The sequence below is a fragment of the Pantoea sp. X-Soil-TKNS-1280 genome, assembly GCF_059730475.1.
Genome location: NZ_AP035962.1, coordinates 1,111,720 through 1,136,163 on the forward strand (window position 1 = coordinate 1,111,720; position 24,444 = coordinate 1,136,163).

Below are 24,444 nucleotides of genomic sequence, written 5' to 3' on the forward strand. Positions count from 1 at the left end.
TAAAAGTATTCACTATTAGTTCCGTAATTACCAGGCGATAGTAAAGGTCTCTAACCGACAGGAGAATTCGCATGGTCCGCCTCGCGGCATTTGATATGGATGGCACGCTGTTGCTGCCAACACATCGCTTAGGCAAAGAAACGCTCGCCAGTCTGCACGCCTTACACCATCGTGACGTCACGCTGACCTTTGCCACCGGACGTCATTTGCTGGATATGCAACCGGTGGTGAAGGAGCTGATTACGCTGCCTGCATGGCTGATTACCGGGAATGGCACGCGCGTGCACGATCTGGATGGCAACCTGTTATTTGGCTGCGATTTGCCACCATCGATCGCCGAAGAGGTGCTTCATCGCCATTGGCAAACTCCCGCGTCTATCCATGTATTCAATGATGAAGGCTGGTTTACCGACAAACCGTTGCCCTTTGTACGTGAAGCGCATGTGATGAGTGGTTTCCAGTATCAGCTACGTGACCTGAAGAAAATGTCAGCTCATGAAGTGACCAAGATCTGCTTTATTGCCCCGCATGAAACACTGCGTGCGCTGGAAATCGAACTGCGTGAAGCGCTGGGCGAACGTGCGAATATTTGTTTTTCTGCCTGGGATTGTCTGGAAGTATTGCCGCTGGGTTGCCATAAGGGTGCTGCGCTGACATGGCTGTGCCAGCACCTTTCACTGTCGTTAGCGGATTGCATGGCGTTTGGCGATGCCATGAACGATCGCGAAATGCTGGAGCAGGTAGGTAACGGCTTCATTATGGGCAACGCCATGCATCAATTGAAAGCGGTGTTGCCCCATTTACCGGTTATTGGCCATTGCGAGACACAGGCGGTGTCTCACTATTTAAATCACTGGATGACCACACCACACCTCGATTATTCCCCCGAATGCTGAGGTTTGCAGTGAACCGGACAGGATGTCCGGTTTTTTATTGCAGTTCACGCACCCACGGCGCGATATCGCCAATGTGATCAGCCACCCATTGGGTATCGTAATAGGTATCCGGATAACGCTCGCCACTGTCGCATAAAATGGTCACCAGTGACCCTTGCTCACCCTGTTCGCGCATGCGCTTCGCCACCTGCATCATGCCCCAGAAGTTAGTGCCGGTCGATGCGCCCGTTCGACGCCCTAGAATCTGCTCCAGTTTCAGCATCGCTGCAATGGTTGCGGCGTCCGGTACTTTCATCATTTCATCAATGACATCCGGCATGAACGAGGGTTCAACGCGTGGGCGGCCAATGCCTTCAACCATGCTGCCACGTTCGCTGCGCAGCTGGTTATCACGGCTATGCCAGTAATCAAAAAAAACCGAATGTTGTGGATCGACCACCAGCAGCCGGGTGTCAAAACCCTGATAGCGAATATAACGTCCCAGGGTAGCGGAAGTACCGCCGGTGCCAGCACTCATGATCAAGGTATGCGGCACCGGGAAAGGTTCATGCGCCATCTGGCGGAAAATACTTTCGGCAATATTGTTATTACCCCGCCAGTCCGTAGCACGTTCAGCGTAGGTGAACTGGTCCATAAAATGGCCATTCAGTTCACGCGCCAGGCGCTCTGATTCGCTGTAAAGCTGGCAGGGGTCGCTGACGAAGTGACATTCGCCGCCATAAAAGCGGATCTGCTCAATTTTACGTTTGGCGGTACTGGCAGGCATCACCGCGATAAACGGCAGCCCCAGCAGACGGGCAAAATAGGCTTCCGATACCGCCGTACTGCCGGAGGAGGCTTCAATAATTGGCGTTCCTTTGCGGATCCAGCCATTCGCCAGACCATACAGAAACAGCGACCGTGCCAGACGATGCTTCAGGCTGCCGCTGGGATGGGTGCTTTCATCTTTTAGATAGAAACGAATGCCGGGGAAATCATCCAGCGTAAAGCGAATCAGGTGTGTATCAGCAGAACGCTGAATATCAGCGTTAATTTCATTGATAGCGTGACGAATCCAGGGCGTTTGCATGCTGTGTTTCCGCAAAATTGAATGGCCACAGTTTAAGGCACTGGCAGGAAAAAGAGGTTGCTTTAATCCGGGTATAATGGCCCGATGAGAGAAAAATTTTCTCCCGGAGAGGTAAATGCTAGATAAAACTGACCGTAAACTGCTGGCTTTATTGCAGCAGGACTGCACCCTGTCGCTACAGGCGCTGGCGGATGCGGTCAATCTCACCACTACGCCGTGCTGGAAACGCCTGAAAAAACTGGAAGATGATGGCATTATTCGTGCGCGCGTTGCATTGCTGGACGGGGAAAAAATCGGCCTGGCACTGACGGCGTTTATGTTTGTCAAAACCCAGCAACACAGCAGTGACTGGTACCAGCAATTTGTCAGCGTCGTCCAGCAGATGCCGGAAGTGATGGCGTTCTATCGTATGGCCGGGGAATACGACTATCTGCTGCGTATTCAGGTAGCGGATATGAAAAGTTATGATGGTTTTTATAAGCGGCTGGTGAATGGCGTACCGGGCCTGATTGATGTGACCTCCAGCTTCGCCATGGAAGAGATTAAATATACAACCGCATTGCCGGTGGCACCCTGAACGGGTAAAGAAAGAGACAGTCTTGTGCGATTATTCAGCCAGTTAAGTTGGTATTTTCTGCGTGAGTGGCGGCGATATCTGGGCGCAGTCACGTTGCTAATCATTATTGCGCTTCTGCAATTATTGCCACCGCATCTGGTGGGGGTGATTGTGGATGGCGTCACCCAACATACCTTAAGCACCGGAAGGCTGATGATGTGGATCGGCGTGATGCTGATCACCGCTGTTATCGTCTATCTGCTGCGCTATGTCTGGCGCGTGTTGCTTTTTGGTGCCTCGTATCAATTGGCGGTCAAATTGCGTGAAGATTTTTATCTTCAGCTGAGCCGCCAGCATCCGGCATTTTATCTGCGCCACCGCACCGGTGATTTGATCGCCCGTGCCACCAACGATGTCGATCGCGTGGTGTTCGCCGCCGGGGAAGGGGTGCTGACACTGGTGGATTCGCTGGTGATGGGCTGCATGGTGCTGGTGGTGATGAGCGTGCAAATCAGCTGGCAGCTTACCTTACTGGCGCTGGTGCCAATGCCGATTATGGCGGTGATTATCCATCGTTATGGTAACCAGCTGCACAATCGCTTCAAACTCGCTCAGGCAGCGTTCTCCAGCCTGAACGATCAAACTCAGGAAAGCCTGACCAGCATTCGTATGATCAAAGCCTTTGGTCTGGAAGATCATCAGTCGCAGCAGTTTGCTGCTATCGCACGCGATACCGGTGAGAAAAACCTGCGCGTGGCGCGGGTGGATGCGCGTTTTGATCCCACCATTTACATCGCCATTGGTTTCTCAAACCTGCTGGCGATTGGTGGCGGTAGCTGGATGGTTTGGCACGGCAGCCTGACGCTGGGACAGCTCACCAGCTTTGTCATGTATCTCGGTCTGATGATTTGGCCGATGCTGGCGCTGGCGTGGATGTTCAATATTGTCGAGCGTGGCAGTGCTGCCTGGAGCCGTATTCGCGCGCTGCTGGCAGAGGCTCCGGCGGTGGAAGATGGTCAGACGGTCCTGCCGCCGGAAGCGGGAAATTTGCAGGTGGCAATTCGTGAATTTCGCTATCCGGCCACTGCCAGTGTGGCGCTGAGTCATGTCAATTTTCAACTCAGACCTGGTCAGATGCTGGGATTATGCGGACCGACCGGCTGTGGTAAAAGTACGCTACTGAGCCTGATTCAGCGCCATTTTGACCTTGAGCAGGGCGACATTCGTTATCACAACACACCGCTGCCGCAGCTGCGTATCGATAGCTGGCGCAGTCGCCTGGCGGTGGTCAGCCAGACGCCTTTTCTGTTCTCCGACACCGTAGCCAATAATCTCGCGCTGGGGCGACCTAATGCCAGCCAGCAGGAGATTGAACGCGTGGCGAAAATGGCCTGTGTCCACGAGGATATCCTGCGCTTACCGCAGGGTTATGAGACCGAAGTGGGTGAACGTGGTGTCATGTTGTCGGGAGGACAGAAGCAGAGGATTGCCATTGCGCGTGCGCTGTTGCTGAATGCCGAGATCCTGATTCTGGATGATGCGCTGTCTGCCGTGGATGGGCGCACCGAACACGATATCCTGCACAACCTGCGACAGTGGGGCCAGGGGCGAACCCTGATTATCAGCGCCCACCGTTTGTCGGCACTGACGGAAGCCAGCGAAATTCTGGTGTTGCAGCAGGGCATGGTGGCACAGCGCGGTGATCACGATGAGCTGGCGGCACAAAACGGCTGGTATCGCGATATGTACCGTTACCAACAGCTGGAAGCGGCGCTGGACGAGGATGAGATCACCGAAGGAGCGAGTCGTGGCTAAATCTGTACGCTTGTGGCCCACGCTAAAACGTTTACTGTCTTACGGTAAACCCTGGCGCAAATCGTTATGGCTGGCGGTGGGGATGCTGTGGCTGGCCGCGGCGGCGGAAGTCACCGGGCCGGTGCTGGTCAGTTATTTTATCGATCATCTGGTGGCGAAACATCAGATGCCGTGGGGGATTGTCGCCGGGCTGGTGGTGGGTTTTATTCTGCTGCAACTGCTGGCGGCCGGGTTGCATTATTTTCAGGCTTTGCTGTTTAACCGCGCCGCGATTGGTGTGGTACAGCAATTACGTTCTGATGTGATGAATGCCGCATTGCGTCAGCCGCTCAGCGCCTTTGATACCCAGCCGGTGGGGCAGATTATTTCGCGTGTCACCAACGATACCGAGGTTATCCGCGATCTTTATGTCACCGTCGTGGCAACGGTGTTGCGCAGTGCCGCGCTAATTGGTGCCATGCTGGTGGCGATGTTTGCCCTCGACTGGCGTATGGCGCTGGTGGCGATTGCCATTTTCCCGCTGGTACTGGTGGTGATGCTGATTTACCAGCGTTACAGCACGCCAATTGCCCGTCGGGTGCGTAGCTATCTCGCTGATATCAATAATGGCTTCAATGAAGTGATTAATGGCATGAGCGTGATCCAGCAGTTTCGCCAGCAGGCGCGTTTTGGCGAACGCATGGGGGAGGCCAGTCGCTCCCACTATCTGGCGCGTATGGAGACGTTACGACTTGATGGCTTCCTGCTGCGTCCGTTGCTGAGTTTGTTCTCTGCACTGATTTTGTGCGGTCTGCTGATGCTATTCAGCTTCGCCACTCCGGGCGTTTTTGAAGTCGGTGTGCTGTACGCCTTTATTACCTACCTCGGGCGTCTGAATGAGCCATTAATCGAACTCACCACCCAGCAATCCATGCTGCAACAGGCGGTGGTTTCTGGCGAACGTATTTTTGAGTTGATGGATGCGGCCCAGCAGGATTACGGTGCGGACAGCCGTCCACTGGCGTCCGGGCGTATTGCGTTGCGTGATGTCAGTTTTGCTTACCGTGCCGATCGTGATGTGCTGAGCCGGATCGATCTGGATGTGCCTGCGCGTGGCTTTGTCGCGCTGGTGGGCCACACCGGCAGCGGCAAAAGCACGCTGGCGAATCTGCTGATGGGCTACTACCCGGTCACGCGTGGCAGTATCGAACTGGATGGTCGGCCGTTGCCACAACTGACGCATCAGGTGTTGCGCCAGGGCGTGGCCATGGTGCAGCAGGATCCGGTGGTGCTGGCCGATACCTTGCTTGCCAATGTTCGTCTTGGCCGCGATATCCCGGAAGACACGGTATGGCAAGCGCTGGAAACGGTGCAACTTGCGCCTCTGGTGCGCTCGATGCCGGATGGCATCCATACCCGGCTGGGCGAGCAGGGCAATAATCTGTCAGTCGGGCAGAAGCAGTTGCTGGCACTGGCGCGGGTATTGGTGTCGCTACCGCAGATTCTGATTCTCGATGAAGCCACCGCCAATATCGATTCCGGCACCGAACAGGCCATCCAGCACGCACTGCGCGCGTTGCGCCAGCACAGCACGCTGGTGGTGATTGCGCATCGCCTTTCCACTATTACCGAAGCGGATCAGATTCTGGTGCTGCACCGTGGGCAGGTTGCCGAGCGGGGCACACACAGCGAATTGCTGGCGCAGCAGGGCCGTTACTGGCAAATGTATCAGCTGCAACAGGCAGGTGATGAACTCGCGGCGGGCATTCCCTTACCCATTGAAGGGTGAGTTGCACCTTTTTTGAGCGCCATTATCGGATTATTCTGTACAAATGCACTTCTTTGAGGCTGTGCGCACCAAAGAAGTGCAAATATTCCACTCCTTTCTTCCTATCCTTGTTGCATTTGTGTTGTCCATCACATAACGAAGCGTGCTGCCACGCGGCTAATGCGCTGACTCTGCGGTTTTTTTATTTATGGCACACCCTTTGCTTATATCCCTGCGTGTCCGGTAAGACTTACTCATTAAATACCTGGAGGGGATCGTATGAAGCTGGTTACCGTGGTAATCAAACCATTTAAGCTGGAGGACGTGCGTGAAGCCTTATCCTCTATTGGCATTCAGGGACTGACAGTTACCGAAGTGAAGGGTTTCGGTCGCCAGAAAGGTCACGCAGAGCTTTATCGCGGTGCCGAGTACAGCGTGAACTTCCTGCCAAAAGTAAAAATTGATATCGCCATTGCTGATGATCAGCTGGATGAAGTGGTCGATGTCATCAGTAAAGCCGCTTACACCGGCAAAATTGGCGACGGTAAAATTTTCGTCGCGGAACTGCAGCGCGTTATCCGTATTCGTACTGGCGAGACCGACGAAGCAGCACTGTAACTGGGCCTTGATTGTGATGGGATGGAAAGAAATGAATAAAATGATGACGAAGTTGGGCCTGACCAGCCTGGCGCTGTTACCGTCTCTGGCCATGGCGGCAGCACCTGCCGTTGCGGATAAAGCCGATAACGCGTTTATGATGATCTGCACCGCGCTGGTGCTGTTCATGTCAATTCCTGGTATTGCCCTGTTTTACGGCGGTTTGATTCGCGGTAAAAACGTGTTGTCGATGCTGACTCAGGTAGCGGTAACCTTCTCCCTGGTCTGCGTGTTGTGGATGATTTACGGTTACTCGCTGGCCTTCAGCGAAGGTAACGCCTTCTTCGGTAGCTTCCAGTGGGCGATGCTGAAAAACATCGAGCTGAAAGCACTGATGGGGACCTTCTATCAGTACATCCATGTTGCGTTCCAGGCTTCCTTCGCCTGTATCACCGTGGGCCTGATTGTCGGTTCTATCGCTGAACGTATTCGTTTCTCTGCGGTGCTGATTTTCGTTGCGGTATGGCTGACTCTGGCCTATCTGCCGATTGCACACATGGTCTGGGCTGGCGGCTTGCTGGCGACCGATGGCGCGCTGGACTTCGCAGGCGGTACTGTGGTGCATATCAACGCCGCGGTGGCTGGTCTGGTGGGTGCTTACCTGGTGGGCAAACGTGCTGGCTTCGGTAAAGAAGCATTCAAACCGCACAACCTGCCGATGGTCTTCACCGGAACTGCGATCCTGTATGTGGGCTGGTTCGGTTTCAACGCCGGTTCTGCCTCTGCTGCGAACGAAATCGCTGCCCTGGCGTTCCTGAACACCGTGATTGCGACTGCGGGTGCGGTACTGTCATGGACCTTCGGTGAGTGGGCGCTGCGTGGTAAGCCTTCTCTGCTGGGTGCCTCTTCAGGCTTCATCGCGGGTCTGGTTGCTATCACCCCGGCGTGTGGTTATGTTGGTGTTGGTGGTGCGCTGATTATCGGTCTGGTGGGTGGTCTCGCTGGCCTGTGGGGTGTCACTACCCTGAAGAAATGGCTGCGTGTTGATGACCCGTGTGACGTGTTCGGTGTGCACGGCGTGTGTGGCATCGTAGGTTGTATCCTGACGGGTGTGTTCGCTTCCTCTTCACTGGGTGGCGTGGGTTATGCCGAAGGCGTGACTATGGGTCATCAGGTCTGGATTCAGCTGTTCAGCGTGGGTACCACCATCGTCTGGTCCGGTGTGGTTGCCTTCATTGGCTTCAAACTGGCCGATATGATTGTTGGCCTGCGTGTTCCGGAAGATCAGGAACGTGAAGGTCTGGATGTTAACAGCCACGGCGAAAACGCTTACAACCAGTAAGAGCCAGGCTGAAGAAGAGCAGTGCGCTAAAACAATAAAAAGCAGAAGGGGCGAGAAATCGCCCCTTTTTTTATGCGTCGCGCTGGCGCATTACCCCTTCCTGCACCGTGGTTGCCACGAGCCGGCCATCCTGAGTAAAGAACTCACCGCGCACAAAACCACGCGCACCCGAAGCCGAGGTGCTGACAACGCTATACAGCAGCCATTCCGACAGATCAAACGGGCGGTGGAACCACATCGAGTGGTCGATAGTCGCTACCTGCATATCGGGTTCGAGAAAACCTTTGCCGTGCGGCTGAAGGGCGACAGGCAGGAAATTAAGGTCTGATGCATAGCCGAGCAGGTATTGATGAATCCGGCGATCCTGCGGCAACTGCCCGTTGGCGCGAACCCATACCTGACGTACCGGCTCATCGACGCGCCCTTTTAGCGGGTTGTGGATTTGTACCGGGCGGATATCCAGTGGCCGTTCGGCAAGAAATTTTTCCCGCAGCTTGCCAGGCAGATGTGCTGCCAGCTTATGTGCCAGATCCTGTTCCGATGGCAGATTATCCGGCGGCGGCACCTGCGGCATGACATTTTGATGCTCAAAACCGCTTTCCGGAGCCTGAAATGAAGCCGTCATATAGAAGATAGGTTGCCCGTTTTGCACCGCACTGACGCGGCGCGCGCTAAAGCTTTTACCATCACGCAGGGTTTCGACATCATAGATGATGGCTTTCTGGCTATCGCCTGGGCGCAGGAAGTAGCTGTGAAACGAATGGATGATACGTGCTTCCGGCACTGTCTGTTTCGCCGCATACAGGGCCTGACCAACCACCTGGCCACCAAACACCTGTCGCAGGCCGAGGTCTTCGCTTTGGCCGCGAAATAATCCCTCTTCCAGTTTTTCCAGATTCAACAAATTAAGCAGGTTGTGCAGGGCCTGGCTCATAACGGATTCCTCAGTGATACCGGTCGGGCAAGTGTGAAAGATCCGACCAGTTGTCGTCAATCTTTTTGCCGTGGTTTCAGCGATCTAAGACCAGTCTCAGGCGCAACGTGGATTTTTGTGCCAGAATTAATGGCATTCGGCGGTTGAAAAGTTGCACATTATTTTTACCACCGATAATCATAGTGTTCATAAGGAGACGACATCGATGAAACTCTGGCAAATCATTAGTGGTATGACGCTGGCCGTGGCGGTCGCAGGGTGCGCGGACCACAGCAAGCCGGTAGCAACACCGACCTTAGGTGCAAGCGTCGCAGGGCAGCAATCAACCATTGCGCAGCCGAATGTGAGTGGGACCATTTATATTCGCCAGCGCATTGCACTGCCACCCGATGCAGTCCTGACGGTAACGCTGTCGGATGCTTCGATATCCGATGCGCCATCCCGAGTGCTGGCGCAGCATGTGGTACGCACCGAGGGCAAACAGGCACCGTTCCAGTTTGTGCTGCCGTTCAATCCGGCTGACATCCAGCCGAACGCCCGTATTCTGTTAAGCGCGGCGATTGCCATTGATGGCAGACTGGCGTTTATCACCGATACCGTGAAACCTGTGATTAATCAGGGGGGCACGAAGGCGGAACTGCTGTTGGTACCGACCACCAATATGGCGATGCCGACGCAGCCGGGAGCCGCGACGACGGTACCATCGACCTCACCGACGCAGATCACGCCGTCTTCTTCGGTACCTGCGCCAACCAGTATGTAACATTGAAAGCGGCTTTAAGGATAAAGCCGCTCATTCAATCCTGATCCCAGCGATAACGCGCCAGTTCGATTTCCCCGGCGTCACTGACTTCAATGCCTTCGGCTTCCAGCGCGTCACGCTGACGAAACAAATCATCACCCTGGAGCGAAATACGACCATGACGGTTAAGAACGCGATGCCAGGGGAGCTGGCTACCAGGCGGCAAACGTTTCAATACGCCGCCCACCTGGCGTGCCGCACGCGGCGAACCTGCTAAGCGGGCGACATCGCCATATGTCATCACTTTCCCCGGCGGGATGGCGGCGATAATCTGCCATACGCGCTGTGGAAAGCTATCGTGCTCGCTCATCGAGGCAACCCTGAGTCATTGTAAAGGCCAGACTTTAGCATGAGTGTGGTGAATGAAGCAGCATCCGGTGGCTTGGCTGTTCAAGAAACCAACGGTCATCCGGGGTTTGCTTGCAATTGCCGGGGGCTTACCTGATAATGCCAGCGCTCTCGTAATGAGGGCTTGTCAATGGGGGCCCTGTTGGTTCTCCCGCAATGCTAACTTGTGAACTCGGTCAGGTCCGGAAGGAAGCAGCCGCAGCAGGCGACGCGTGTGCCGGGATGTAGCTGGCAGGGCCTCCACCATTTCAGCCTTCCGAAAAACCCCCATAATTCAACCCAATAGCGTAATGCTGGCACTCCTTTGCCAGTGGCATGGTCAATCCCTGAAATTCGGTTGCTATGGCAGGCCGTAGATGAGAAGGGGAAAACTTAGCGGACAAACTTCCAGACAGAACCGGGCACTTTATCGTAGAGCTTATTCATCGTCAGCTCTGCAAGGCGGTGATCGGCAGCAGAATAGAATACCGCTAACTCGTCATCGGACAATTCATACTTGTTTTTCTCAATCACCCGCTCAAGGGTGTCGATTGAGCGACAGCGGCGCAGTCGCATCAAATAATCGGTTTTGGTTAAGGCTTGGTTGCTCATAAATAAGTCGTTCTCACTCTGATGCTAAAAGGAATGGCTGGGTTGCTGTAGAAAAGCGCACTCTTCGGCAAACAGGTTAAATAGGCGTCGGGCTGAACGTTGCCAACGTTGAAGATCCTGAGTATTGATTCCGTAGCTGCTAAACAACATAAAGGTATCGTCAAGATATTCATCGATTTGCGTTATCAGTGCTTCATCTTCAACATGCTTAATTTTGTAATTCATCGTGAAAGACGCGATATGCTCAATCAAATCGTTGAGCTGTAAATTGCTTTCCGAAGTTGGATCATTAACCCAGCCATGATGACTGTCAGTTAATGTTGCCATACTTTCGTCAAACAGGTTCTCACACAGGAATTTAAGCTGGGCAATATCATGCCGTTTCGGTGAGTATTCGTCCATCTTTTTCCCCTCCATAGCTAGCACAGTTACCGCAGCGCGGCGAGATTAGGAAAAGCTACCTGGAAGCGATCACGAATAAAATGAATTCAGCGACTCCTTAAATATAATCCACAATCATTAGTTTTGCTCACCTCCATTACCAAATATTACAATTCATCGGCAGGAGAAGGGCGTGTATTGTCGATCACTTCAAACACCAGCGCACCGGGGACGATATGAAACAGAACATCTTCCTGGCGTGTAAAGGTTTCATTTAAATCCTGACAGGGACTAAATAAATTCCACATGAAATCGTAAAGCATTTTAAATCGATTATTAGGACCGGGCGTAATGGATATAATGCGAAAACTCTCGGGAACTAATCGCGCATTTTGTGAATACCATTGCAAATCACCCGCAAGTGCTTCCGCTATTTTGAGAATATTCCCCTGAATTATTGCCTGCAACTTAGTGCAGTCATCCTCACCTTCAGCAATATCACAATGAATAATGGCCTGCATCGTTAATCCGGTAAAAAAGAGGATGTTTATATCATTGGGGTTTCATGCGGATATTGCAAGCACGCCTTAAGCAGAAATAGCTATTGTTGTGATGGATTCCAGTACCTGTTGAGGAAGAAAAGGATGCAAACCGCACCGTAACCCCTTTGATCGGCGGTGCTGGTTAACTTTTGAAACACTTTCCTGCGCGGCAGCCTGGGGCATAATCTGATAGTGTGTTTGTTATGTTATAACATTTTGGTTGTGTCGTATGAATCATAGTGGATTACTTCTGTCTCTGGGCGGACGCCTGCTGGTCGCCCTGTTGCTGGTGGCGCTGCTGGGGATGGCGATTGTCTGGGGTATGCAGAAATGATGCAGTTTCACCATCTGCAGGCTGGTTATCAGGGACAAACCGTTACGCCGACAATTAATGGCGAGTTGCCCGCAGGGAGTATGACGGCGCTGATTGGCGCAAACGGCAGCGGCAAATCCACCTTACTGAAAACTATCGCCGGTTTGCTGACCCCAATTGCGGGACGTTGCGATCTTGCTGTTTCCCGTAAAGAACTCGGCTGGCTGCCACAACGCACCGAGCTGGAGACGCGTTTTCCAATCACCGCTTATGAGCTGGTGGCGATGGGATGCTGGCCGCGCTGTGGTTGGTTCGGTGCGATTAACCGTGCTTTACGCAAAGAAATTGATGCGGCGCTGGATGCGGTACAGATGCGAGATTTTGCCGATGCCCAGCCTGCCACCTTGTCCGGCGGCCAGTTACAGCGGGTACTGTTTGCGCGTCTGATGCTGCAACGTAGCAAGCTGTGGCTACTGGATGAACCTTTTAATGGTATCGACAGCCAGACGGTGACCTTGCTGATGTCAATCCTCGAACAGCAGCAGCAGGCTGGCACCACGTTACTGGTGGTGCTGCACGATCGCCCGCTGGTGGCTCGTTATTTTCAGGATGTGCTGTCGCTGGATGAACCCGAATCCGCCCATGCGCCGTTGCTGCGGAGGGTGGCATCGTGACCCTGCTGCAACCTTTTATTGAGTTCGGCTTTATGCGCCGCGCGCTGGTGGCCTGTGTTGCGCTGGCGCTCAGTGCCACGCCGCTGGGCGTTTTCCTGTCGCTGCGCCGTATGAGCCTGATCGGTGACGCGCTTTCTCACGCAGTGCTGCCAGGTGCGGCTATCGGTTATCTCATTTCCGGGCTATCGCTGGTGGCGATGGGAATCGGCGGTTTGATCGCCGGTCTGGCGGTGGCGTTGCTCTCCGGCGCGGTCAGTCGCTATACCCCGTTGAAAGAAGACGCCAGCTTTGCCGGTTTCTATCTTGGCTCTCTGGCGCTTGGTGTCACCCTGGTTTCCCTGCGCGGTTCCAGTGTCGATCTGCTGCATGTGCTGTTTGGATCGCTGCTGGCGGTGGATAACGCCGCCATCATGCTGGTGGGGGGTATCGCCGCATTCACCCTGCTGATGCTGGCCCTTATCTATCGCCCATTAGTCATCGATGCTTTTGACCCCGATTTCCTGCGCGCGCAGGGCAAATGGAGTGCGCCGCTGGTACACGGCATTTTTCTCACCCTGGTGGTACTCAACCTGGTGGCGGGATTCCAGGTGCTGGGCACACTGATGTCCGTGGGATTAATGATGCTGCCTGCCGCCAGCGCCCGTTTCTGGAGCCGTCATCTCGCCTGCATGCTGGCGATTGCCATGTTGCTGGCAGTCATTGCCGCGCTGATCGGCCTGATTTTATCGTGGCACTACTCGCTGCCAGCCGGACCCGCAGTGGTGCTAAGTGCCGCCGGACTCTTTCTGCTTTCTATTTTGACAGGACCATGTGGCGGTTTACTGCGCCGCCGATAACGAAACCAATAAGGGGATATGTATGAAGAAGTTACCGATTAGCCTGGCGTTGGGTGCCATGTTGATCAGCCCGCTGGCGCTGGCGAAAACAGTGGATGCGGTGGCGAGTTTTACCGTGCTGGCGGACATCGTTAAACAGGTTGGTGGCGATCACGTCAACGTGAAATCGCTGGTGGGGCCGAATGGTGACCCACACACCTTCGAACCGACGCCACAGGACAGCCAGGCACTGGCGCAGGCGGATGTGGTGTTTGTCAGCGGTCTGGGCCTGGAAGGCTGGATGGATCGTCTGGTCAGCGCATCGGGCTATAAAGGCTCGCTGGTGGTGGCTTCACAGGGCATCAATACGCGTGAAATGGTGGATGATGGTAAAACCATCACCGATCCGCATGCGTGGAACAGCATGGCAAACGGCGTGATTTATGCCACCAACGTCATGAATGCTTTGATCAAGGCGGATCCGGAAGATGCCGCAGCGATTCGCAAGCAGGGTGAGAACTATATCCAGCAATTACAAAAACTGGATAGCTGGGCGAAAACGTCGTTTGCTGCCGTGCCGCAGAGCAAACGTAAGGTGCTGACCAGCCATGATGCATTTGGTTATTTTGGTCAGCGCTATGGCGTGTCCTTCCTGGCACCGGTGGGCTTCTCCACTGAAGCGGAAGCCAGCGCGAGTGATGTGGCATCGATCATCAAACAGCTCAAGTCTGAGCACATCACGACTTACTTTATGGAGAACCAGACTGACCCACGTCTGGTGAAACAGATTGCCAGCGCGACTGGCGCGAAACCGGGGGGCGAGCTGTATCCGGAAGCCCTGTCGGAAGCCAATGGTCCGGCTGCCAGCTATGAAGCGGCGTTCAAACATAACGTCAATGTCATGCTGAAAAGTATGAAGTAATAAAAAAGGCCGGGGATTAACCCGGCCAATTATCACGACACATCCTAACGTTTTTTCTTCCTTCCCTGTACCGCTTTAAAGCGCGGATTGGTTTTGCAGATCACATAGATGCGACCTTTACGACGCACGACTTTGCAATCTTTGTGACGGGTCTTCGCTGACCGCAATGAACTCAATACCTGCATGATATTCTCCGTTATGCCTTACTGCGGCCCAGGAAACGGCCAAAACGCTGGTTGAAGCGTGCAGCGCTGCCTTCTTTGGCAAAGTCTTTCTGCTTACCGGTGTAATACACATGCGATTTCGAAGAGACATCAAGCGTGACGTAGGGCAGCACTTCACCTTCGAACTCGATGGTGCGTTCGGTTTTGATGGTGGAACCTACTTTGAAATATTCGTTCGCCGTGGTGTCGTGGAACACCACCGGACGGTAATGTGGATGGATATCAGGTTTCATGATTTTTCGCCTTATGCAATGTTATAATATAACAATAGTATGAACCTGAGCGCGTAACAATGCAACGCGTAGCGGCGCGATTTATCGCGCGGTTTTGTTTTTGTGCAGTGAAGATGCGCGATAAATAGCGCCGTTACGGTCTATGAGGAAAGAAAAAAAGGCCGCATCAGCGGCCTTTTAAGGAAGAGTCTATCTTAGTGGTTGACCGGATGGCCCTGTTCCAGCTCGCTCTTATTCTTGCTGAAACGACGGCGTACCACGACGAAGAACACCGGTACGAAGAAGATTGCCAGCGCAGTAGCGGTAACCATCCCGCCCATTACGCCAGTACCTACTGCGTTCTGTGCACCCGAACCGGCACCGGTACTGATTGCCAGCGGCAGTACGCCAAGGATGAAGGCCAGTGAGGTCATCAGAATTGGACGCAGACGCATACGGGATGCCTCCAGTGTTGATTCCACCAACCCTTTACCTTCTTTCTCCATCAGATCTTTGGCGAACTCAACGATCAGGATGGCGTTCTTCGCCGACAGACCTATGGTGGTCAGCAGGCCTACCACGAAGTAGACGTCGTTGCTCAGGCCGCGCACGGTGGTGAACAGCAGGGCACCGACGACGCCGAGTGGCACCACCAGCATAACGGAGAACGGAATCGACCAGCTCTCATACAAGGCTGCCAGACACAGGAACACCACGATCAGCGAGATAGCGTACAGTGCCGGAGCCTGGTTGCCGGACAGACGTTCCTGGTAGGACATACCCGTCCAGTCGTAGCCAATACCGGCAGGCAGTTTCGACGCCAGCTGCTCCATCAGGTCCATCGCATCACCCGAACTTTTGCCTGGTGCTGCCTGGCCGAGGATTTCCATCGATGGCAGACCGTTGTAACGCTCCAGACGCGGCGAACCATATTGCCACTTCGCACTGGAGAAGGCTCCGAACGACACCATCTCACCGGCGCTGTTGCGCACATACCATTTGCTGACGTCATCCGGCAGCATACGGGCATTGGCCTGGCCCATCACGTACACCTTCTTCACACGACCACGGTCGATGAAGTCGTTGACGTAAGAACCACCCCAGGCGGCACCCAACGTGGTGTTGATGTCAGACAGCGACACACCCAGCGCCGAGGCTTTTTCCTGATCGATAATCAGTTTGTACTGCGGCGTATCTTCCATACCGTTTGGACGCACACCCACCAGGGTATCCGGGTGCTGAGCCACCATGCCAAACAACTGGTTACGCGCCTCGGTCAGCTTCTCGTGGCCCAGGTTACCCTGGTCAATCAGCTGGAAGTCAAAGCCGGTGGCGTTACCCAGTTCGATAATCGCTGGCAGGTTAAACGGAATAACCATCGCATCTTTGATCGCACCCAGCGCGCGCATGGCACGGGCTGCAATAGCCGGCACTTTCATGTCGGAGCTGCCACGTTCGTCCCACGGCTTGAGGCTGACGAAGGCGATACCGGTGTTCTGTCCACGTCCGGCAAAGCCGAAGCCGTTAACGGTAAACACCGAGTTCACGCTGTCTTTCTCTTTGGTCAGGAAGTAATCCGATACCTGATCCAGCACTTTCTGGGTACGTTCCTGCGTCGCACCGGCAGGCAATTGCGCCTGAGCCAGCAGCAGACCCTGGTCCTCTTCCGGCAGGAACGAGGTGGGTAAGCGCAGGAACAGGTAGGCCATGCCGATCACGATAAGCAGGTAAAGCACCAGATAACGGCCGGTGCTGCGTACGATATGGCCGACGCTATCAACGTAGTGATGGGTGCTCTTATCAAACAGACGGTTAAACCAGCCGAAGAAGCCGGTGGTTTTGCCGTGGCTGCCTTTCTCCACCGGTTTCAGCATGGTGGAACACAGTGCAGGCGTCAGAATCAACGCCACCAGCACCGACAACGCCATGGCTGAAACGATGGTGATCGAGAATTGACGATAGATAACCCCGGTGGACCCGCCGAAGAAGGCCATCGGAATAAATACCGCCGAGAGCACCAGCGCGATACCGACCAGCGCGCCCTGAATTTGCTCCATTGAGCGTTTGGTGGCTTCCTTCGGCGGCAGACCTTCTTCCGCCATCACACGCTCAACGTTTTCGACCACCACGATGGCGTCATCCACCAACAGGCCGATGGCGAGCACCATCCCGAACATGGTGAGCGTGTTTATCGAGTAACCGCAGGCGGCAATGATCGCAAAGGTCCCCAGCAGTACCACCGGAACAGCAATGGTTGGGATCAGTGTGGCACGGAAGTTCTGCAGGAACAGATACATAACCAGGAACACCAGCACGATCGCTTCGAACAGGGTTTTCACCACTTCGAAGATGGAGATTTTAACGAACGGTGTGGTGTCATACGGATACACCACTTTCATGCCCGACGGGAAGAAAGGTTGCAGTTTTGCCAGCTCACTTTTTACCGCATCGGCGGTATCCAGAGCATTGGCACCAGTTGCCAGCTTGATACCGATACCGGAGGCTGGTTTGCCGTTATAACGGGCGATGATGTCGTAGTTTTCACCACCCAACTCAATCTTCGCGACGTCACGCAGGCGTACCTGAGAACCATCGGTGTTCACTTTCAGCAGGATATTGCCAAACTCTTCGGTCGAGGTCAGACGGGTCTGAGCAATGATCGAGGCGTTCAACTGCTGGCCCGGAACCGGTGGCGTACCACCTAACTGACCGGCTGCAACCTGGGTGTTCTGCGTGCCAAGCGCGCTGATCACATCCACTGGCGTCAGCTGGAAGTTATTGAGTTTGTGTGGGTCCAGCCAGATACGCATTGCATACTGCGCACCGAACACCTGAGTATCACCTACACCCGGGGTACGGCTGATCGGGTCTTTGATATTCGAGGCAACGTAGTCCGAGATATCGTTCTGCGTCATGTTCGGGTCGTCACTGACGAAACCGGCCACCATCAGGAAGCTGCTGGAGGATTTTTTAACCTGAATCCCCTGTTGCTGTACTTCCTGCGGCAGCAGCGGCATTGCCAGCTGCAATTTGTTCTGCACCTGAACCTGGGCGATATCCGCATCCGTACCGGACTGGAAAGTAATGGTCAGGGTGAGGGTACCGGACGAGTCACTGTTCGAGGACATATACATCAGCCCGTCGATACCGTTCATATTTTGTTCGATGACCTGGGTCACCGAATCCTGCAGCGTTTTCGCATCTGCACCCGGGTAGGTAGCCTGGATTTCAACCGCTGGTGGAGCAACATTAGGATATTGCTCGATCGGCAGGCTGATAATCGATAGCGCACCCGCCAGCATGATGATGATGGCGATTACCCACGCAAAAATGGGGCGATCGATAAAAAACTTAGCCATGTATTAACGGCTCCTGTTTATGAAGACGATTTCTGAGACTGCGCCTGAGATTCGGGTGCTGCTTTGGTATCGTCTGACACTTCTTGTGGTGTTACCTGCGCACCCGGTTTTGCACGTTGCAGGCCGACGGTGATCACGCGATCGCCCGCTTTCAGCCCTTCAGTGACCAGCCACTTATCGCCAATGGCCTGGCTGGCTGTCAGGTTACGCATTTCAACTTTATTGTCGGCACCGACCACCATGGCTGTGGCCTGACCGGTTGGTGTACGCGTTACCGCCTGTTGCGGCACCAGCAGTGCTGACGGGTTAGTCCCTTCATCCAGACGTGCACGAACAAACATACCTGGCAGCAGGCGATTATCCGGGTTCGGGAAGACGGCACGCAGGGTAATGGAGCCAGTGGTTTCATCAACCGTCACATCAGAGAACTCTAATGTCCCGTTCTGCGCGTAGGTGCTGCCGTTTTGCATCAGCAGGACGACATTGGCTTTGCCATCGTTCTGCTTCAGCTGACCGGATTCCAGCTCTGCGCGCAAACGCAGGAAGTCTTCACTGGATTGGGTCACATCGACATACATCGGATCGAGCTGCTGCACGGTGGCAAGTGCGGTGGTTTGCGCATTGGACACCAATGCCCCTTCCGTCACGGAAGATTTACCAATACGACCGCTGATAGGCGAGGTCACTTTGGTATAGGCGAGGTTAATACGCGCGCTTTCCACATTTGCCTGTGCGGCCTGAACGGCGGCGGCATTCTGTGCGGCGGTAGCAACGGCGGTGTCATAATCCTGCTGGCTGATATACTTCGTCCCCAGCAGCGGTTTATAACGTTTTACCGTCAAATCGGCGATACGGGCATTGGCCTGGGCCTCAGCCAGCGCGCCTTTGGCGTTATCGTAGGTGGCCTGATACGTTGCCGGATCGATCTGGTACAGGGAAACCCCGGCCTTCACGTCACTGCCTTCGACAAAATTACGCTTCAGAATGATTCCCGAGACCTGAGGACGAACTTCCGCTACCCGGAAAGCCGAGGTACGACCTGGTAGTTCTGTAGAGATGGTCAGTGGCTCGTTTTTTAACGTCACAACACCCACTTCTGGGGGCTGCTGCTGGGCGGCTTGTTGGGATTTATTATCATCACATCCTGTTAACACAAAGCTGCCTGAAAGCATCAGGACGGCCGCCAGAGGGGCTAATCCTCTGTTTTTATTCATAAATAAACCTCGAATGTCCGATATCAAATGATCAATGGATCACAAACCGATAAACCCATTGCTGCGTTAAAACACGGGTCGTGCTATGGTACATACATTCACAAATGTATGTAAACTTGCCAGTTTGTAAAAAAAGTCCTCTATGGCACGAAAAACCAAAGCGCAAGCGCTTGAAACACGTAATCAAATTCTCGATGCCGCGTTAGCACACTTCTCTGAACACGGTGTTGCTGCTACTTCACTGACGGATATCGCAACGGCTGCCGGCGTCACGCGGGGAGCCATCTACTGGCATTTCAAGAATAAAGCCGATCTGTTACATGAAATCTGGCTACAGTGTGACGCTGGGCTTGACGATGTGGAACTTGAGTATCAAACAAAATACCCCGGCGATCCACTCTCTGTTGTGCGTTCGATGTTGATCTATATCCTTGACGCTACTGCAAAGGATCCACAAAGACGCGCATTGATGGAGATCATTTTTCATAAATGTGAATTTGTGGGCGAAATGGCGACCCTGCAGAAGATGCAGCAAAGCTTATTGTTGGAATGTTACGACAGAATAGAAGATGTACTGCGTTTATGCATTGATGCGGGCCAGTTACCCGCCAGCCTCAATACCCGGCAGGCGGCGTTGATTATGCGCGCCAATATTAATGGCCTGATGGAAAGCTGGTTATTCAACCCGGAAAGCTTTGATCTGGCGGCAGAAGCGCCGTGTCTGGTGGATGCATTGCTTGATATGCTGCGCTTTAGCCCCACGCTGGCGGGGCCGCGTTAAACGTTATTCGCGTCGTTCTCTGCCGCGCTTTTCTGTTCATAATCGCGCTGGACAATCACCAGCGCCGCCAGCACCGTGGCGGTTGGGATACGGTTCTCTTCCAGCAGCTGAATTAAATCCACCGCCAGTTTGATCTCGTCTGATGCAGTTTCCAGGGACATCTTTGCTCCTAAATACGTAATTTTGCCACCACCAGCAACATCAGCAAGGCACCCGCCAGCGCCATGCCCGCCGTGGCCAGGCTCAGGGTCACCATATCACCGGCGTTAAAATAACTTGCGATATAACCGCCGATCAGCGCACCGATCACCGTCAGTACCAGCGTAACGAAAAATCCGCCGGGCCGTCCGGGAAAAATCACCCGTTTTATCCAGCCGACAGCAATACCTGTCAGAATCCAGGTGATAAAGGCCATGCGTAGCTCCTTCTGTCAGAAGAGAAGAGTATAGAAGAAAGAGCGATGGGCTTACCGTGCGGAAAATTGCAGTTCCAGCTTGTGTATCGCCTGACGGCAGCGGCCGAGGCGAACTTTTAGCTGCTCCACTTCGCGAATCAACTGCTGTTGGATGCTCAGCGTCTCGGCGCGTTGCAGATGCTGCTCGCGTTCGGCAATCATTGCCAGCAAACGGGTTTCATAGCCGCGATACTCTTCGCGTTTTTGCTGTCTGCTATCACCCCGCGGACGTTCGCGCGCCACGCGCAGCTGCTGGCTCTGGCACTCGCGTTGCAGGGCGGCAATCTGATCCAACACCTTATCGGCCAGCCACTGGCGACGTGCCACATCGGTATCCATGGCGGTGAGCTGCACGATATTGTGTTCCAGCTCCCGTAAATAATCGGCCAGTCGCGTTCCCTTGCAGTGAAATAACTGGGCGTCAAAGCGTGGCTGACGGCAGCGGCCATCCGGCTGCTGAGCAATTTGCTGACGCAGCAGATCGAGGGTGGATCGCAGGCGTTGCTGGGGTTGCGGTAGGGGCATCACTCTTTTCCCGACTGTGTTAACGTAGCGCGGTATTGATTTTATCAGGCATCGGGCATGCAACGCATTTTATTACTGACGCTTGGCTGGCTGGCAATCGTGCTGGGTACGCTGGGGATTGTATTACCTTTATTACCAACAACGCCATTCGTGTTGCTGGCGGCCTGGTGTTTTGCCCGTTCGTCACCGCGCTTTCATCACTGGCTGCTGTGGCGCTCACCTTTTGGCCGTTACCTGCGGCACTGGCAGCAGCATCGTGCCATGCCACCCGGTGCAAAAGGACGGGCCATGTTGCTGATTATTCTTACCTTTGCCGTGTCTATCTGGCTGGTTCACCTGCTGTGGGTACGTATCATGCTGGGGGGGATGTTGTGCATTTTGCTGCTGTTTATGTGGCGCATTCCGGTGGTGGCAGAAAGTACAGACGAACGCGAAACGGATTGACAGGGTTGCATTTAGGCGGCCATTTGCTTAGATTTGGGCCTCTTCGTGCGTGGCTTCCCTCTGTGAACTGACTTCGCTTAACCCGGTCCCTGGGTAATGGCGCTATGGGAGCTGCGCGAAATAGAGATTTCATCAGGCGTAACACTATGACCGCAACTGCCCAGCAGCTTGAACTCATCAAAAACAGCATCAAAAGCATTCCTGACTACCCTAAGCCGGGCATTCTGTTCCGTGACGTCACCAGTTTGATGGAAGATCCGCAGGCGTATGCCGCGTCGATCGCCATCCTGGTTGAGCGTTATCGTGACAAAGGCATCACCAAGGTGGTGGGGACGGAAGCGCGTGGTTTCCTGTTTGGTGCGCCAGTCGCACTGGGTTTGGGTGTGGGTTTTGTCCCGGTACGTAAGCCGGGCAAACTGCCGCGTGCCACTTACAGCGAAAGCTATGAACTGGAGTACGGCACCGATACGCTGGAGCTGCATCAGGATGCTATCCAGCCGGGTGACGTGGTGCTGGTGGTGGATGATCTGCTGGCAACCGGCGGCACTATCGAAGCCACCGTGAAACTGATTCGCCGTGCGGGCGGTGAAGTCAAAGACGCTGCCTTCATTATTAACCTGTTTGACCTGAGTGGCGAAGCGCGTCTGCAAGCGATGGGCCTCGACTGTTTCAGCCTGGTCAATTTCCCCGGCCACTGAGGCCAGTGCGCTCCGCCTTAGCGCGGGGCGCGACTTCCGCAAAGTAATAGGCATATCCTGTTGTGGCTGTTAGACTACTGCCAAAATAAACAGGGTTTGCAAAGCAGCATTTTTCCCCTTTTGACTTACGGCGGACTGCGGTTCTTCAGCCGTGCCGCTGTGCCAACTCAACCAAATCCAGTGATCGAATCCACATGAGCTATCAGGTACTTGCGCGAAAATGGCGTCCCCAGGCTTTTGCTGACGTAGTCGGTCAGGAACATGTGCTGACTGCGCTGGCCAACGGGTTGTCACTGGGACGAATCCATCATGCTTATCTCTTTTCCGGCACCCGTGGCGTGGGTAAAACCTCGATTGCGCGTTTGCTGGCCAAGGGCCTCAACTGCGAAACCGGCATCACCTCGACGCCCTGCGGCGTGTGTGATAACTGCCGGGAAATTGAGCAGGGACGTTTTGTCGATCTGATTGAGATCGATGCCGCCTCGCGGACCAAAGTCGAAGACACGCGCGACCTGCTGGATAATGTGCAGTACGCACCAGCGCGCGGTCGCTTCAAAGTCTATCTGATTGATGAAGTGCACATGCTGTCGCGTCACAGCTTCAACGCGTTGTTAAAAACGCTGGAGGAGCCACCGGCGCACGTTAAATTCCTGCTGGCCACCACTGACCCACAAAAACTGCCGGTCACCATTTTGTCGCGCTGTTTGCAGTTCCATCTCAAGGCGCTGGATGTGGAACAGATTCGTCAGCAGCTGGAGCATATTCTGCAGCAGGAGCAGATCACCGCAGAACCGCGAGCACTGCAACTGCTGGCGCGTGCAGCCGAGGGGAGCATGCGTGATGCCCTCAGTCTGACCGACCAGGCGATTGCCATGGGGCAGGGCAGCGTGACACGCGATAGCGTGGCGCAGATGCTCGGTACGCTGGATGATGAGCAGCCGCTGGCGTTAATCGAAGCGCTGAGCGACGGTAACGGCGAACAGGTGATGGCGCTGCTGAATCAGGCGGCGTCACGCGGTGTCGAATGGGAAGCGCTGCTGGTGGAGATGTTACGCCTGCTGCATCGTATTGCGATGGTGCAGTTACTTCCCAGCTCCCTCAGTGATGATGAGTTCAGCCAGGCGCAACGCCTGCGTGAACTGGCGCGCGTGCTGCCACCTGCGGACGTGCAGCTGTATTACCAGACGCTGTTGATGGGGCGTAAAGATCTGCCGCTGGCACCGGATCGACGCCTGGGCGTGGAGATGACTTTGCTGCGTGCGCTGGCGTTCCATCCGCAGGCGGCGATTGCTGAGCCGGTGGCGCGCCCGGTATTAACCCCCCAGGCGGTTCCGGCTCAGACCCCGACCCCGGTTGTGGCGGCTCAACCACAAATGGCACCGCCACAGACTGAAGCGCCGCCGATTCCTGCCGATTATCCTGATATGCCCCCCGCGGCGGAAAACCTGCCGGATGCGACCAGCCAGTTATTGCAGGCGCGTACCCAGCTGCTGCGTCAGGGAGCCAGCAAAGCAAAAAAGAGTGAGCCGGCAGCGCGTTCCGCGCGGCCGGCTAATGCGGCGCTGGAACGTCTGGCTAACGTCACGGAACGGGTACAGCAACGCAGCGAGCCGGCGGTAAAAGCGGCGGCGAAGCCGGAAGCGTATCGGTGGAAGGCGCAAACGCCGACTGAGGAAGTGATCGCTGCCCCGGTTGCGACGCCAAAAGCCTTGCGTTCGGCACTGGAGCATGAGAAAACGCCTGAGCTGGCGCTGCGTCTGGCGGAAGAAGCGCAGCAGCGCGATGCCTGGGCGGCTGAAATCGCTGCACTGACGCTGCCGAAGCTGGTGCAGCAACTGGCGCTGAACGCGTGGAAAGAGCAGGGTGACAACAGCGTCTGCCTGCATTTGCGCAGCAGCCAGCGTCATTTGAATTCAGGTTCTGCGCGCCAGGTGTTAGCGGAAGCGCTCAGCACGGCGGCCGGTCAGACAGTTGAACTGACCATTGTTGAAGACGATAATTCCACGGTAATGACGCCACTGGAATGGCGTCAGGCCATTTATGAAGAGAAACTGGCGCAGGCGCGTCAGTCGATCATTAGCGATACCCACATTCAGACGTTGCGTCGTTTTTTTGATGCCGACCTGGATGAAGAGAGTATTCGACCCGTATGAACACGCTGCCGCGCGATGAGCGCGCGACGCAGCCCC

27 protein-coding genes, 1 other RNA gene and 1 other annotated feature are annotated in these 24,444 nt (G+C 54.7%); of the genes, 15 read left to right on the forward strand and 13 right to left on the reverse strand.

Annotated elements, in window-relative coordinates; translation table 11 throughout:
• The first annotated feature begins 71 nt into the window (after nucleotides 1-71).
• Nucleotides 72-896 carry an HMP-PP phosphatase gene (cof, locus tag AC6I8X_RS05065; RefSeq protein ID WP_299456929.1) on the forward strand — a complete coding sequence of 275 codons (825 nt, stop codon included), beginning with the start codon at nucleotides 72-74 and terminating at the stop codon, nucleotides 894-896.
• 34 nt (nucleotides 897-930) lie between these two features.
• Here cof and AC6I8X_RS05070 read toward each other — a convergent pair whose 3' ends face one another.
• Nucleotides 931-1,965, reverse strand: a complete 1,035-nt coding sequence (locus tag AC6I8X_RS05070; protein WP_313682202.1) for a PLP-dependent cysteine synthase family protein — start codon at nucleotides 1,963-1,965, stop codon at nucleotides 931-933.
• Between the two features lie 115 nt (nucleotides 1,966-2,080).
• Between AC6I8X_RS05070 and AC6I8X_RS05075 the strand changes: the two genes are divergently transcribed.
• The 5 genes from AC6I8X_RS05075 to amtB all read left to right on the forward strand — a co-directional run bounded on the left by AC6I8X_RS05075 (nucleotide 2,081) and on the right by amtB (nucleotide 8,022).
• Nucleotides 2,081-2,542 (forward strand): Lrp/AsnC family transcriptional regulator, encoded by a 462-nt coding sequence (locus AC6I8X_RS05075; RefSeq protein ID WP_084873177.1) that lies wholly within the window; start codon nucleotides 2,081-2,083, stop codon nucleotides 2,540-2,542.
• Nucleotides 2,543-2,566: 24 nt separating this feature from the next.
• Complete coding sequence (locus AC6I8X_RS05080; RefSeq protein ID WP_497840665.1) at nucleotides 2,567-4,336, forward strand: SmdA family multidrug ABC transporter permease/ATP-binding protein; 1,770 nt, start codon at nucleotides 2,567-2,569, stop codon at nucleotides 4,334-4,336.
• A complete protein-coding gene (locus AC6I8X_RS05085; RefSeq protein WP_313682206.1) occupies nucleotides 4,329-6,104 on the forward strand; it encodes a SmdB family multidrug efflux ABC transporter permease/ATP-binding protein in 1,776 nt (591 codons plus the stop codon). Before AC6I8X_RS05080 ends, AC6I8X_RS05085 begins: the two co-directional genes overlap by 8 nt.
• Nucleotides 6,105-6,362: 258 nt before the next feature.
• A complete protein-coding gene (glnK, locus tag AC6I8X_RS05090; protein WP_007886947.1) occupies nucleotides 6,363-6,701 on the forward strand; it encodes a P-II family nitrogen regulator in 339 nt (112 codons plus the stop codon).
• 31 nt (nucleotides 6,702-6,732) lie between these two features.
• Entirely contained in the window at nucleotides 6,733-8,022 is a 1,290-nt protein-coding gene (amtB, locus tag AC6I8X_RS05095; RefSeq protein WP_299456865.1) for an ammonium transporter AmtB, read from the forward strand.
• A 70-nt stretch (nucleotides 8,023-8,092) separates the two neighbouring features.
• Here the strand turns inward: amtB and tesB are convergent, their stop codons facing one another.
• Complete coding sequence (gene tesB, locus AC6I8X_RS05100; RefSeq protein ID WP_299456863.1) at nucleotides 8,093-8,956, reverse strand: acyl-CoA thioesterase II; 864 nt, start codon at nucleotides 8,954-8,956, stop codon at nucleotides 8,093-8,095.
• Between the two features lie 205 nt (nucleotides 8,957-9,161).
• On the opposite strand from tesB, the gene AC6I8X_RS05105 reads away from it, so the two are divergent.
• Nucleotides 9,162-9,719 carry a YbaY family lipoprotein gene (locus AC6I8X_RS05105; protein ID WP_299456861.1) on the forward strand — a complete coding sequence of 186 codons (558 nt, stop codon included), beginning with the start codon at nucleotides 9,162-9,164 and terminating at the stop codon, nucleotides 9,717-9,719.
• Between the two features lie 34 nt (nucleotides 9,720-9,753).
• Here AC6I8X_RS05105 and AC6I8X_RS05110 read toward each other — a convergent pair whose 3' ends face one another.
• Nucleotides 9,754-10,068, reverse strand: a complete 315-nt coding sequence (locus AC6I8X_RS05110) for an MGMT family protein (RefSeq protein ID WP_299456858.1) — start codon at nucleotides 10,066-10,068, stop codon at nucleotides 9,754-9,756.
• Between the two features lie 178 nt (nucleotides 10,069-10,246).
• Here AC6I8X_RS05110 and ffs point away from each other — a divergent pair.
• Nucleotides 10,247-10,343: signal recognition particle sRNA small type (gene ffs, locus AC6I8X_RS05115), an RNA gene on the forward strand.
• A 135-nt stretch (nucleotides 10,344-10,478) separates the two neighbouring features.
• Here ffs and hha read toward each other — a convergent pair.
• The 3 genes from hha to AC6I8X_RS05130 form a co-directional block, all read right to left on the reverse strand.
• Complete coding sequence (gene hha / locus AC6I8X_RS05120; RefSeq protein ID WP_013508151.1) at nucleotides 10,479-10,697, reverse strand: hemolysin expression-modulating protein Hha; 219 nt, start codon at nucleotides 10,695-10,697, stop codon at nucleotides 10,479-10,481.
• 24 nt (nucleotides 10,698-10,721) lie between these two features.
• A complete protein-coding gene (gene tomB / locus AC6I8X_RS05125; RefSeq protein ID WP_021185827.1) occupies nucleotides 10,722-11,099 on the reverse strand; it encodes an Hha toxicity modulator TomB in 378 nt (125 codons plus the stop codon).
• A 146-nt stretch (nucleotides 11,100-11,245) separates the two neighbouring features.
• Nucleotides 11,246-11,599 carry a hypothetical protein gene (locus AC6I8X_RS05130; protein ID WP_299456853.1) on the reverse strand — a complete coding sequence of 118 codons (354 nt, stop codon included), beginning with the start codon at nucleotides 11,597-11,599 and terminating at the stop codon, nucleotides 11,246-11,248.
• A 351-nt stretch (nucleotides 11,600-11,950) separates the two neighbouring features.
• Here AC6I8X_RS05130 and AC6I8X_RS05135 point away from each other — a divergent pair, with 351 nt between their 5' ends.
• From AC6I8X_RS05135 to AC6I8X_RS05145, 3 genes are read left to right on the forward strand one after another with little or no spacing between them, the layout of a single operon-like run.
• Nucleotides 11,951-12,607, forward strand: coding sequence for a metal ABC transporter ATP-binding protein (locus AC6I8X_RS05135; RefSeq protein WP_332666673.1), 657 nt, complete (start codon nucleotides 11,951-11,953; stop codon nucleotides 12,605-12,607).
• Nucleotides 12,604-13,443 carry a metal ABC transporter permease gene (locus tag AC6I8X_RS05140; protein WP_084873195.1) on the forward strand — a complete coding sequence of 280 codons (840 nt, stop codon included), beginning with the start codon at nucleotides 12,604-12,606 and terminating at the stop codon, nucleotides 13,441-13,443. Before AC6I8X_RS05135 ends, AC6I8X_RS05140 begins: the two co-directional genes overlap by 4 nt.
• 22 nt (nucleotides 13,444-13,465) lie before the next feature.
• The gene (locus AC6I8X_RS05145) at nucleotides 13,466-14,344 is read left to right on the forward strand and encodes a metal ABC transporter substrate-binding protein (RefSeq protein WP_299456846.1); all 879 of its coding nucleotides are present in this window, start codon (nucleotides 13,466-13,468) and stop codon (nucleotides 14,342-14,344) included.
• A 44-nt stretch (nucleotides 14,345-14,388) separates the two neighbouring features.
• Here the strand turns inward: AC6I8X_RS05145 and ykgO are convergent, their stop codons facing one another.
• From ykgO to AC6I8X_RS05165, 4 genes are all read right to left on the reverse strand, one after another.
• Nucleotides 14,389-14,529 (reverse strand): type B 50S ribosomal protein L36, encoded by a 141-nt coding sequence (gene ykgO, locus AC6I8X_RS05150; RefSeq protein ID WP_008103894.1) that lies wholly within the window; start codon nucleotides 14,527-14,529, stop codon nucleotides 14,389-14,391.
• Between the two features lie 11 nt (nucleotides 14,530-14,540).
• Nucleotides 14,541-14,801, reverse strand: coding sequence for a type B 50S ribosomal protein L31 (locus tag AC6I8X_RS05155; RefSeq protein ID WP_084873200.1), 261 nt, complete (start codon nucleotides 14,799-14,801; stop codon nucleotides 14,541-14,543).
• A gap of 194 nt (nucleotides 14,802-14,995) precedes the next feature.
• A complete protein-coding gene (locus AC6I8X_RS05160) occupies nucleotides 14,996-18,139 on the reverse strand; it encodes an efflux RND transporter permease subunit (protein ID WP_313688468.1) in 3,144 nt (1,047 codons plus the stop codon).
• A gap of 17 nt (nucleotides 18,140-18,156) precedes the next feature.
• Nucleotides 18,157-19,353, reverse strand: a complete 1,197-nt coding sequence (locus tag AC6I8X_RS05165; protein ID WP_497840666.1) for an efflux RND transporter periplasmic adaptor subunit — start codon at nucleotides 19,351-19,353, stop codon at nucleotides 18,157-18,159.
• Nucleotides 19,354-19,495: 142 nt separating this feature from the next.
• Here AC6I8X_RS05165 and acrR point away from each other — a divergent pair, with 142 nt between their 5' ends.
• Nucleotides 19,496-20,134 carry a multidrug efflux transporter transcriptional repressor AcrR gene (acrR, locus tag AC6I8X_RS05170; RefSeq protein WP_313688464.1) on the forward strand — a complete coding sequence of 213 codons (639 nt, stop codon included), beginning with the start codon at nucleotides 19,496-19,498 and terminating at the stop codon, nucleotides 20,132-20,134.
• On the opposite strand, the gene rsmS is transcribed toward acrR, so the two are convergent.
• The 3 genes from rsmS to priC are packed head-to-tail and all read right to left on the reverse strand — an operon-like array spanning nucleotide 20,131 to nucleotide 21,113.
• Nucleotides 20,131-20,295, reverse strand: coding sequence for a pleiotropic regulatory protein RsmS (gene rsmS / locus AC6I8X_RS05175; RefSeq protein WP_313688462.1), 165 nt, complete (start codon nucleotides 20,293-20,295; stop codon nucleotides 20,131-20,133). The two genes, acrR and rsmS, sit on opposite strands and share 4 nt — an antisense overlap.
• A gap of 8 nt (nucleotides 20,296-20,303) precedes the next feature.
• Entirely contained in the window at nucleotides 20,304-20,549 is a 246-nt protein-coding gene (locus tag AC6I8X_RS05180) for a GlsB/YeaQ/YmgE family stress response membrane protein (RefSeq protein ID WP_299456830.1), read from the reverse strand.
• A 51-nt stretch (nucleotides 20,550-20,600) separates the two neighbouring features.
• A complete protein-coding gene (gene priC, locus AC6I8X_RS05185; RefSeq protein ID WP_497840667.1) occupies nucleotides 20,601-21,113 on the reverse strand; it encodes a primosomal replication protein PriC in 513 nt (170 codons plus the stop codon).
• A gap of 57 nt (nucleotides 21,114-21,170) precedes the next feature.
• On the opposite strand from priC, the gene AC6I8X_RS05190 reads away from it, so the two are divergent.
• From AC6I8X_RS05190 to dnaX, 3 genes are all read left to right on the forward strand, one after another.
• Nucleotides 21,171-21,557 carry a DUF454 family protein gene (locus AC6I8X_RS05190; RefSeq protein ID WP_313688457.1) on the forward strand — a complete coding sequence of 129 codons (387 nt, stop codon included), beginning with the start codon at nucleotides 21,171-21,173 and terminating at the stop codon, nucleotides 21,555-21,557.
• 146 nt (nucleotides 21,558-21,703) lie between these two features.
• Complete coding sequence (gene apt, locus AC6I8X_RS05195) at nucleotides 21,704-22,255, forward strand: adenine phosphoribosyltransferase (RefSeq protein ID WP_299456824.1); 552 nt, start codon at nucleotides 21,704-21,706, stop codon at nucleotides 22,253-22,255.
• 194 nt (nucleotides 22,256-22,449) lie between these two features.
• Nucleotides 22,450-24,408: a DNA polymerase III subunit gamma/tau gene (dnaX, locus tag AC6I8X_RS05200; RefSeq protein ID WP_497840668.1), complete on the forward strand. Its 1,959-nt coding sequence runs from the start codon at nucleotides 22,450-22,452 to the stop codon at nucleotides 24,406-24,408.
• Nucleotides 23,750-23,811: a sequence feature (DnaX frameshifting element), on the forward strand. (Overlaps the previous gene by 62 nt.)
• Nucleotides 24,409-24,444 lie beyond the last annotated feature (36 nt).

Coding starts and splice junctions, on each gene's coding strand:
- cof (WP_299456929.1), top strand. CDS start 72: ATGGTCCGCCTCGCGGCATTTGATATGGATGGCACGCTGTTGCTGCCA.
- AC6I8X_RS05070 (WP_313682202.1), bottom strand. CDS start 1,965: ATGCAAACGCCCTGGATTCGTCACGCTATCAATGAAATTAACGCTGAT.
- AC6I8X_RS05075 (WP_084873177.1), top strand. CDS start 2,081: ATGCTAGATAAAACTGACCGTAAACTGCTGGCTTTATTGCAGCAGGAC.
- glnK (WP_007886947.1), top strand. CDS start 6,363: ATGAAGCTGGTTACCGTGGTAATCAAACCATTTAAGCTGGAGGACGTG.
- amtB (WP_299456865.1), top strand. CDS start 6,733: ATGAATAAAATGATGACGAAGTTGGGCCTGACCAGCCTGGCGCTGTTA.
- tesB (WP_299456863.1), bottom strand. CDS start 8,956: ATGAGCCAGGCCCTGCACAACCTGCTTAATTTGTTGAATCTGGAAAAA.
- AC6I8X_RS05105 (WP_299456861.1), top strand. CDS start 9,162: ATGAAACTCTGGCAAATCATTAGTGGTATGACGCTGGCCGTGGCGGTC.
- AC6I8X_RS05110 (WP_299456858.1), bottom strand. CDS start 10,068: ATGAGCGAGCACGATAGCTTTCCACAGCGCGTATGGCAGATTATCGCC.
- hha (WP_013508151.1), bottom strand. CDS start 10,697: ATGAGCAACCAAGCCTTAACCAAAACCGATTATTTGATGCGACTGCGC.
- tomB (WP_021185827.1), bottom strand. CDS start 11,099: ATGGACGAATACTCACCGAAACGGCATGATATTGCCCAGCTTAAATTC.
- AC6I8X_RS05130 (WP_299456853.1), bottom strand. CDS start 11,599: ATGCAGGCCATTATTCATTGTGATATTGCTGAAGGTGAGGATGACTGC.
- AC6I8X_RS05135 (WP_332666673.1), top strand. CDS start 11,951: ATGATGCAGTTTCACCATCTGCAGGCTGGTTATCAGGGACAAACCGTT.
- AC6I8X_RS05145 (WP_299456846.1), top strand. CDS start 13,466: ATGAAGAAGTTACCGATTAGCCTGGCGTTGGGTGCCATGTTGATCAGC.
- ykgO (WP_008103894.1), bottom strand. CDS start 14,529: ATGCAGGTATTGAGTTCATTGCGGTCAGCGAAGACCCGTCACAAAGAT.
- AC6I8X_RS05155 (WP_084873200.1), bottom strand. CDS start 14,801: ATGAAACCTGATATCCATCCACATTACCGTCCGGTGGTGTTCCACGAC.
- AC6I8X_RS05160 (WP_313688468.1), bottom strand. CDS start 18,139: ATGGCTAAGTTTTTTATCGATCGCCCCATTTTTGCGTGGGTAATCGCC.
- AC6I8X_RS05165 (WP_497840666.1), bottom strand. CDS start 19,353: ATGAATAAAAACAGAGGATTAGCCCCTCTGGCGGCCGTCCTGATGCTT.
- acrR (WP_313688464.1), top strand. CDS start 19,496: ATGGCACGAAAAACCAAAGCGCAAGCGCTTGAAACACGTAATCAAATT.
- rsmS (WP_313688462.1), bottom strand. CDS start 20,295: ATGTCCCTGGAAACTGCATCAGACGAGATCAAACTGGCGGTGGATTTA.
- AC6I8X_RS05180 (WP_299456830.1), bottom strand. CDS start 20,549: ATGGCCTTTATCACCTGGATTCTGACAGGTATTGCTGTCGGCTGGATA.
- priC (WP_497840667.1), bottom strand. CDS start 21,113: ATGCCCCTACCGCAACCCCAGCAACGCCTGCGATCCACCCTCGATCTG.
- AC6I8X_RS05190 (WP_313688457.1), top strand. CDS start 21,171: ATGCAACGCATTTTATTACTGACGCTTGGCTGGCTGGCAATCGTGCTG.
- apt (WP_299456824.1), top strand. CDS start 21,704: ATGACCGCAACTGCCCAGCAGCTTGAACTCATCAAAAACAGCATCAAA.
- dnaX (WP_497840668.1), top strand. CDS start 22,450: ATGAGCTATCAGGTACTTGCGCGAAAATGGCGTCCCCAGGCTTTTGCT.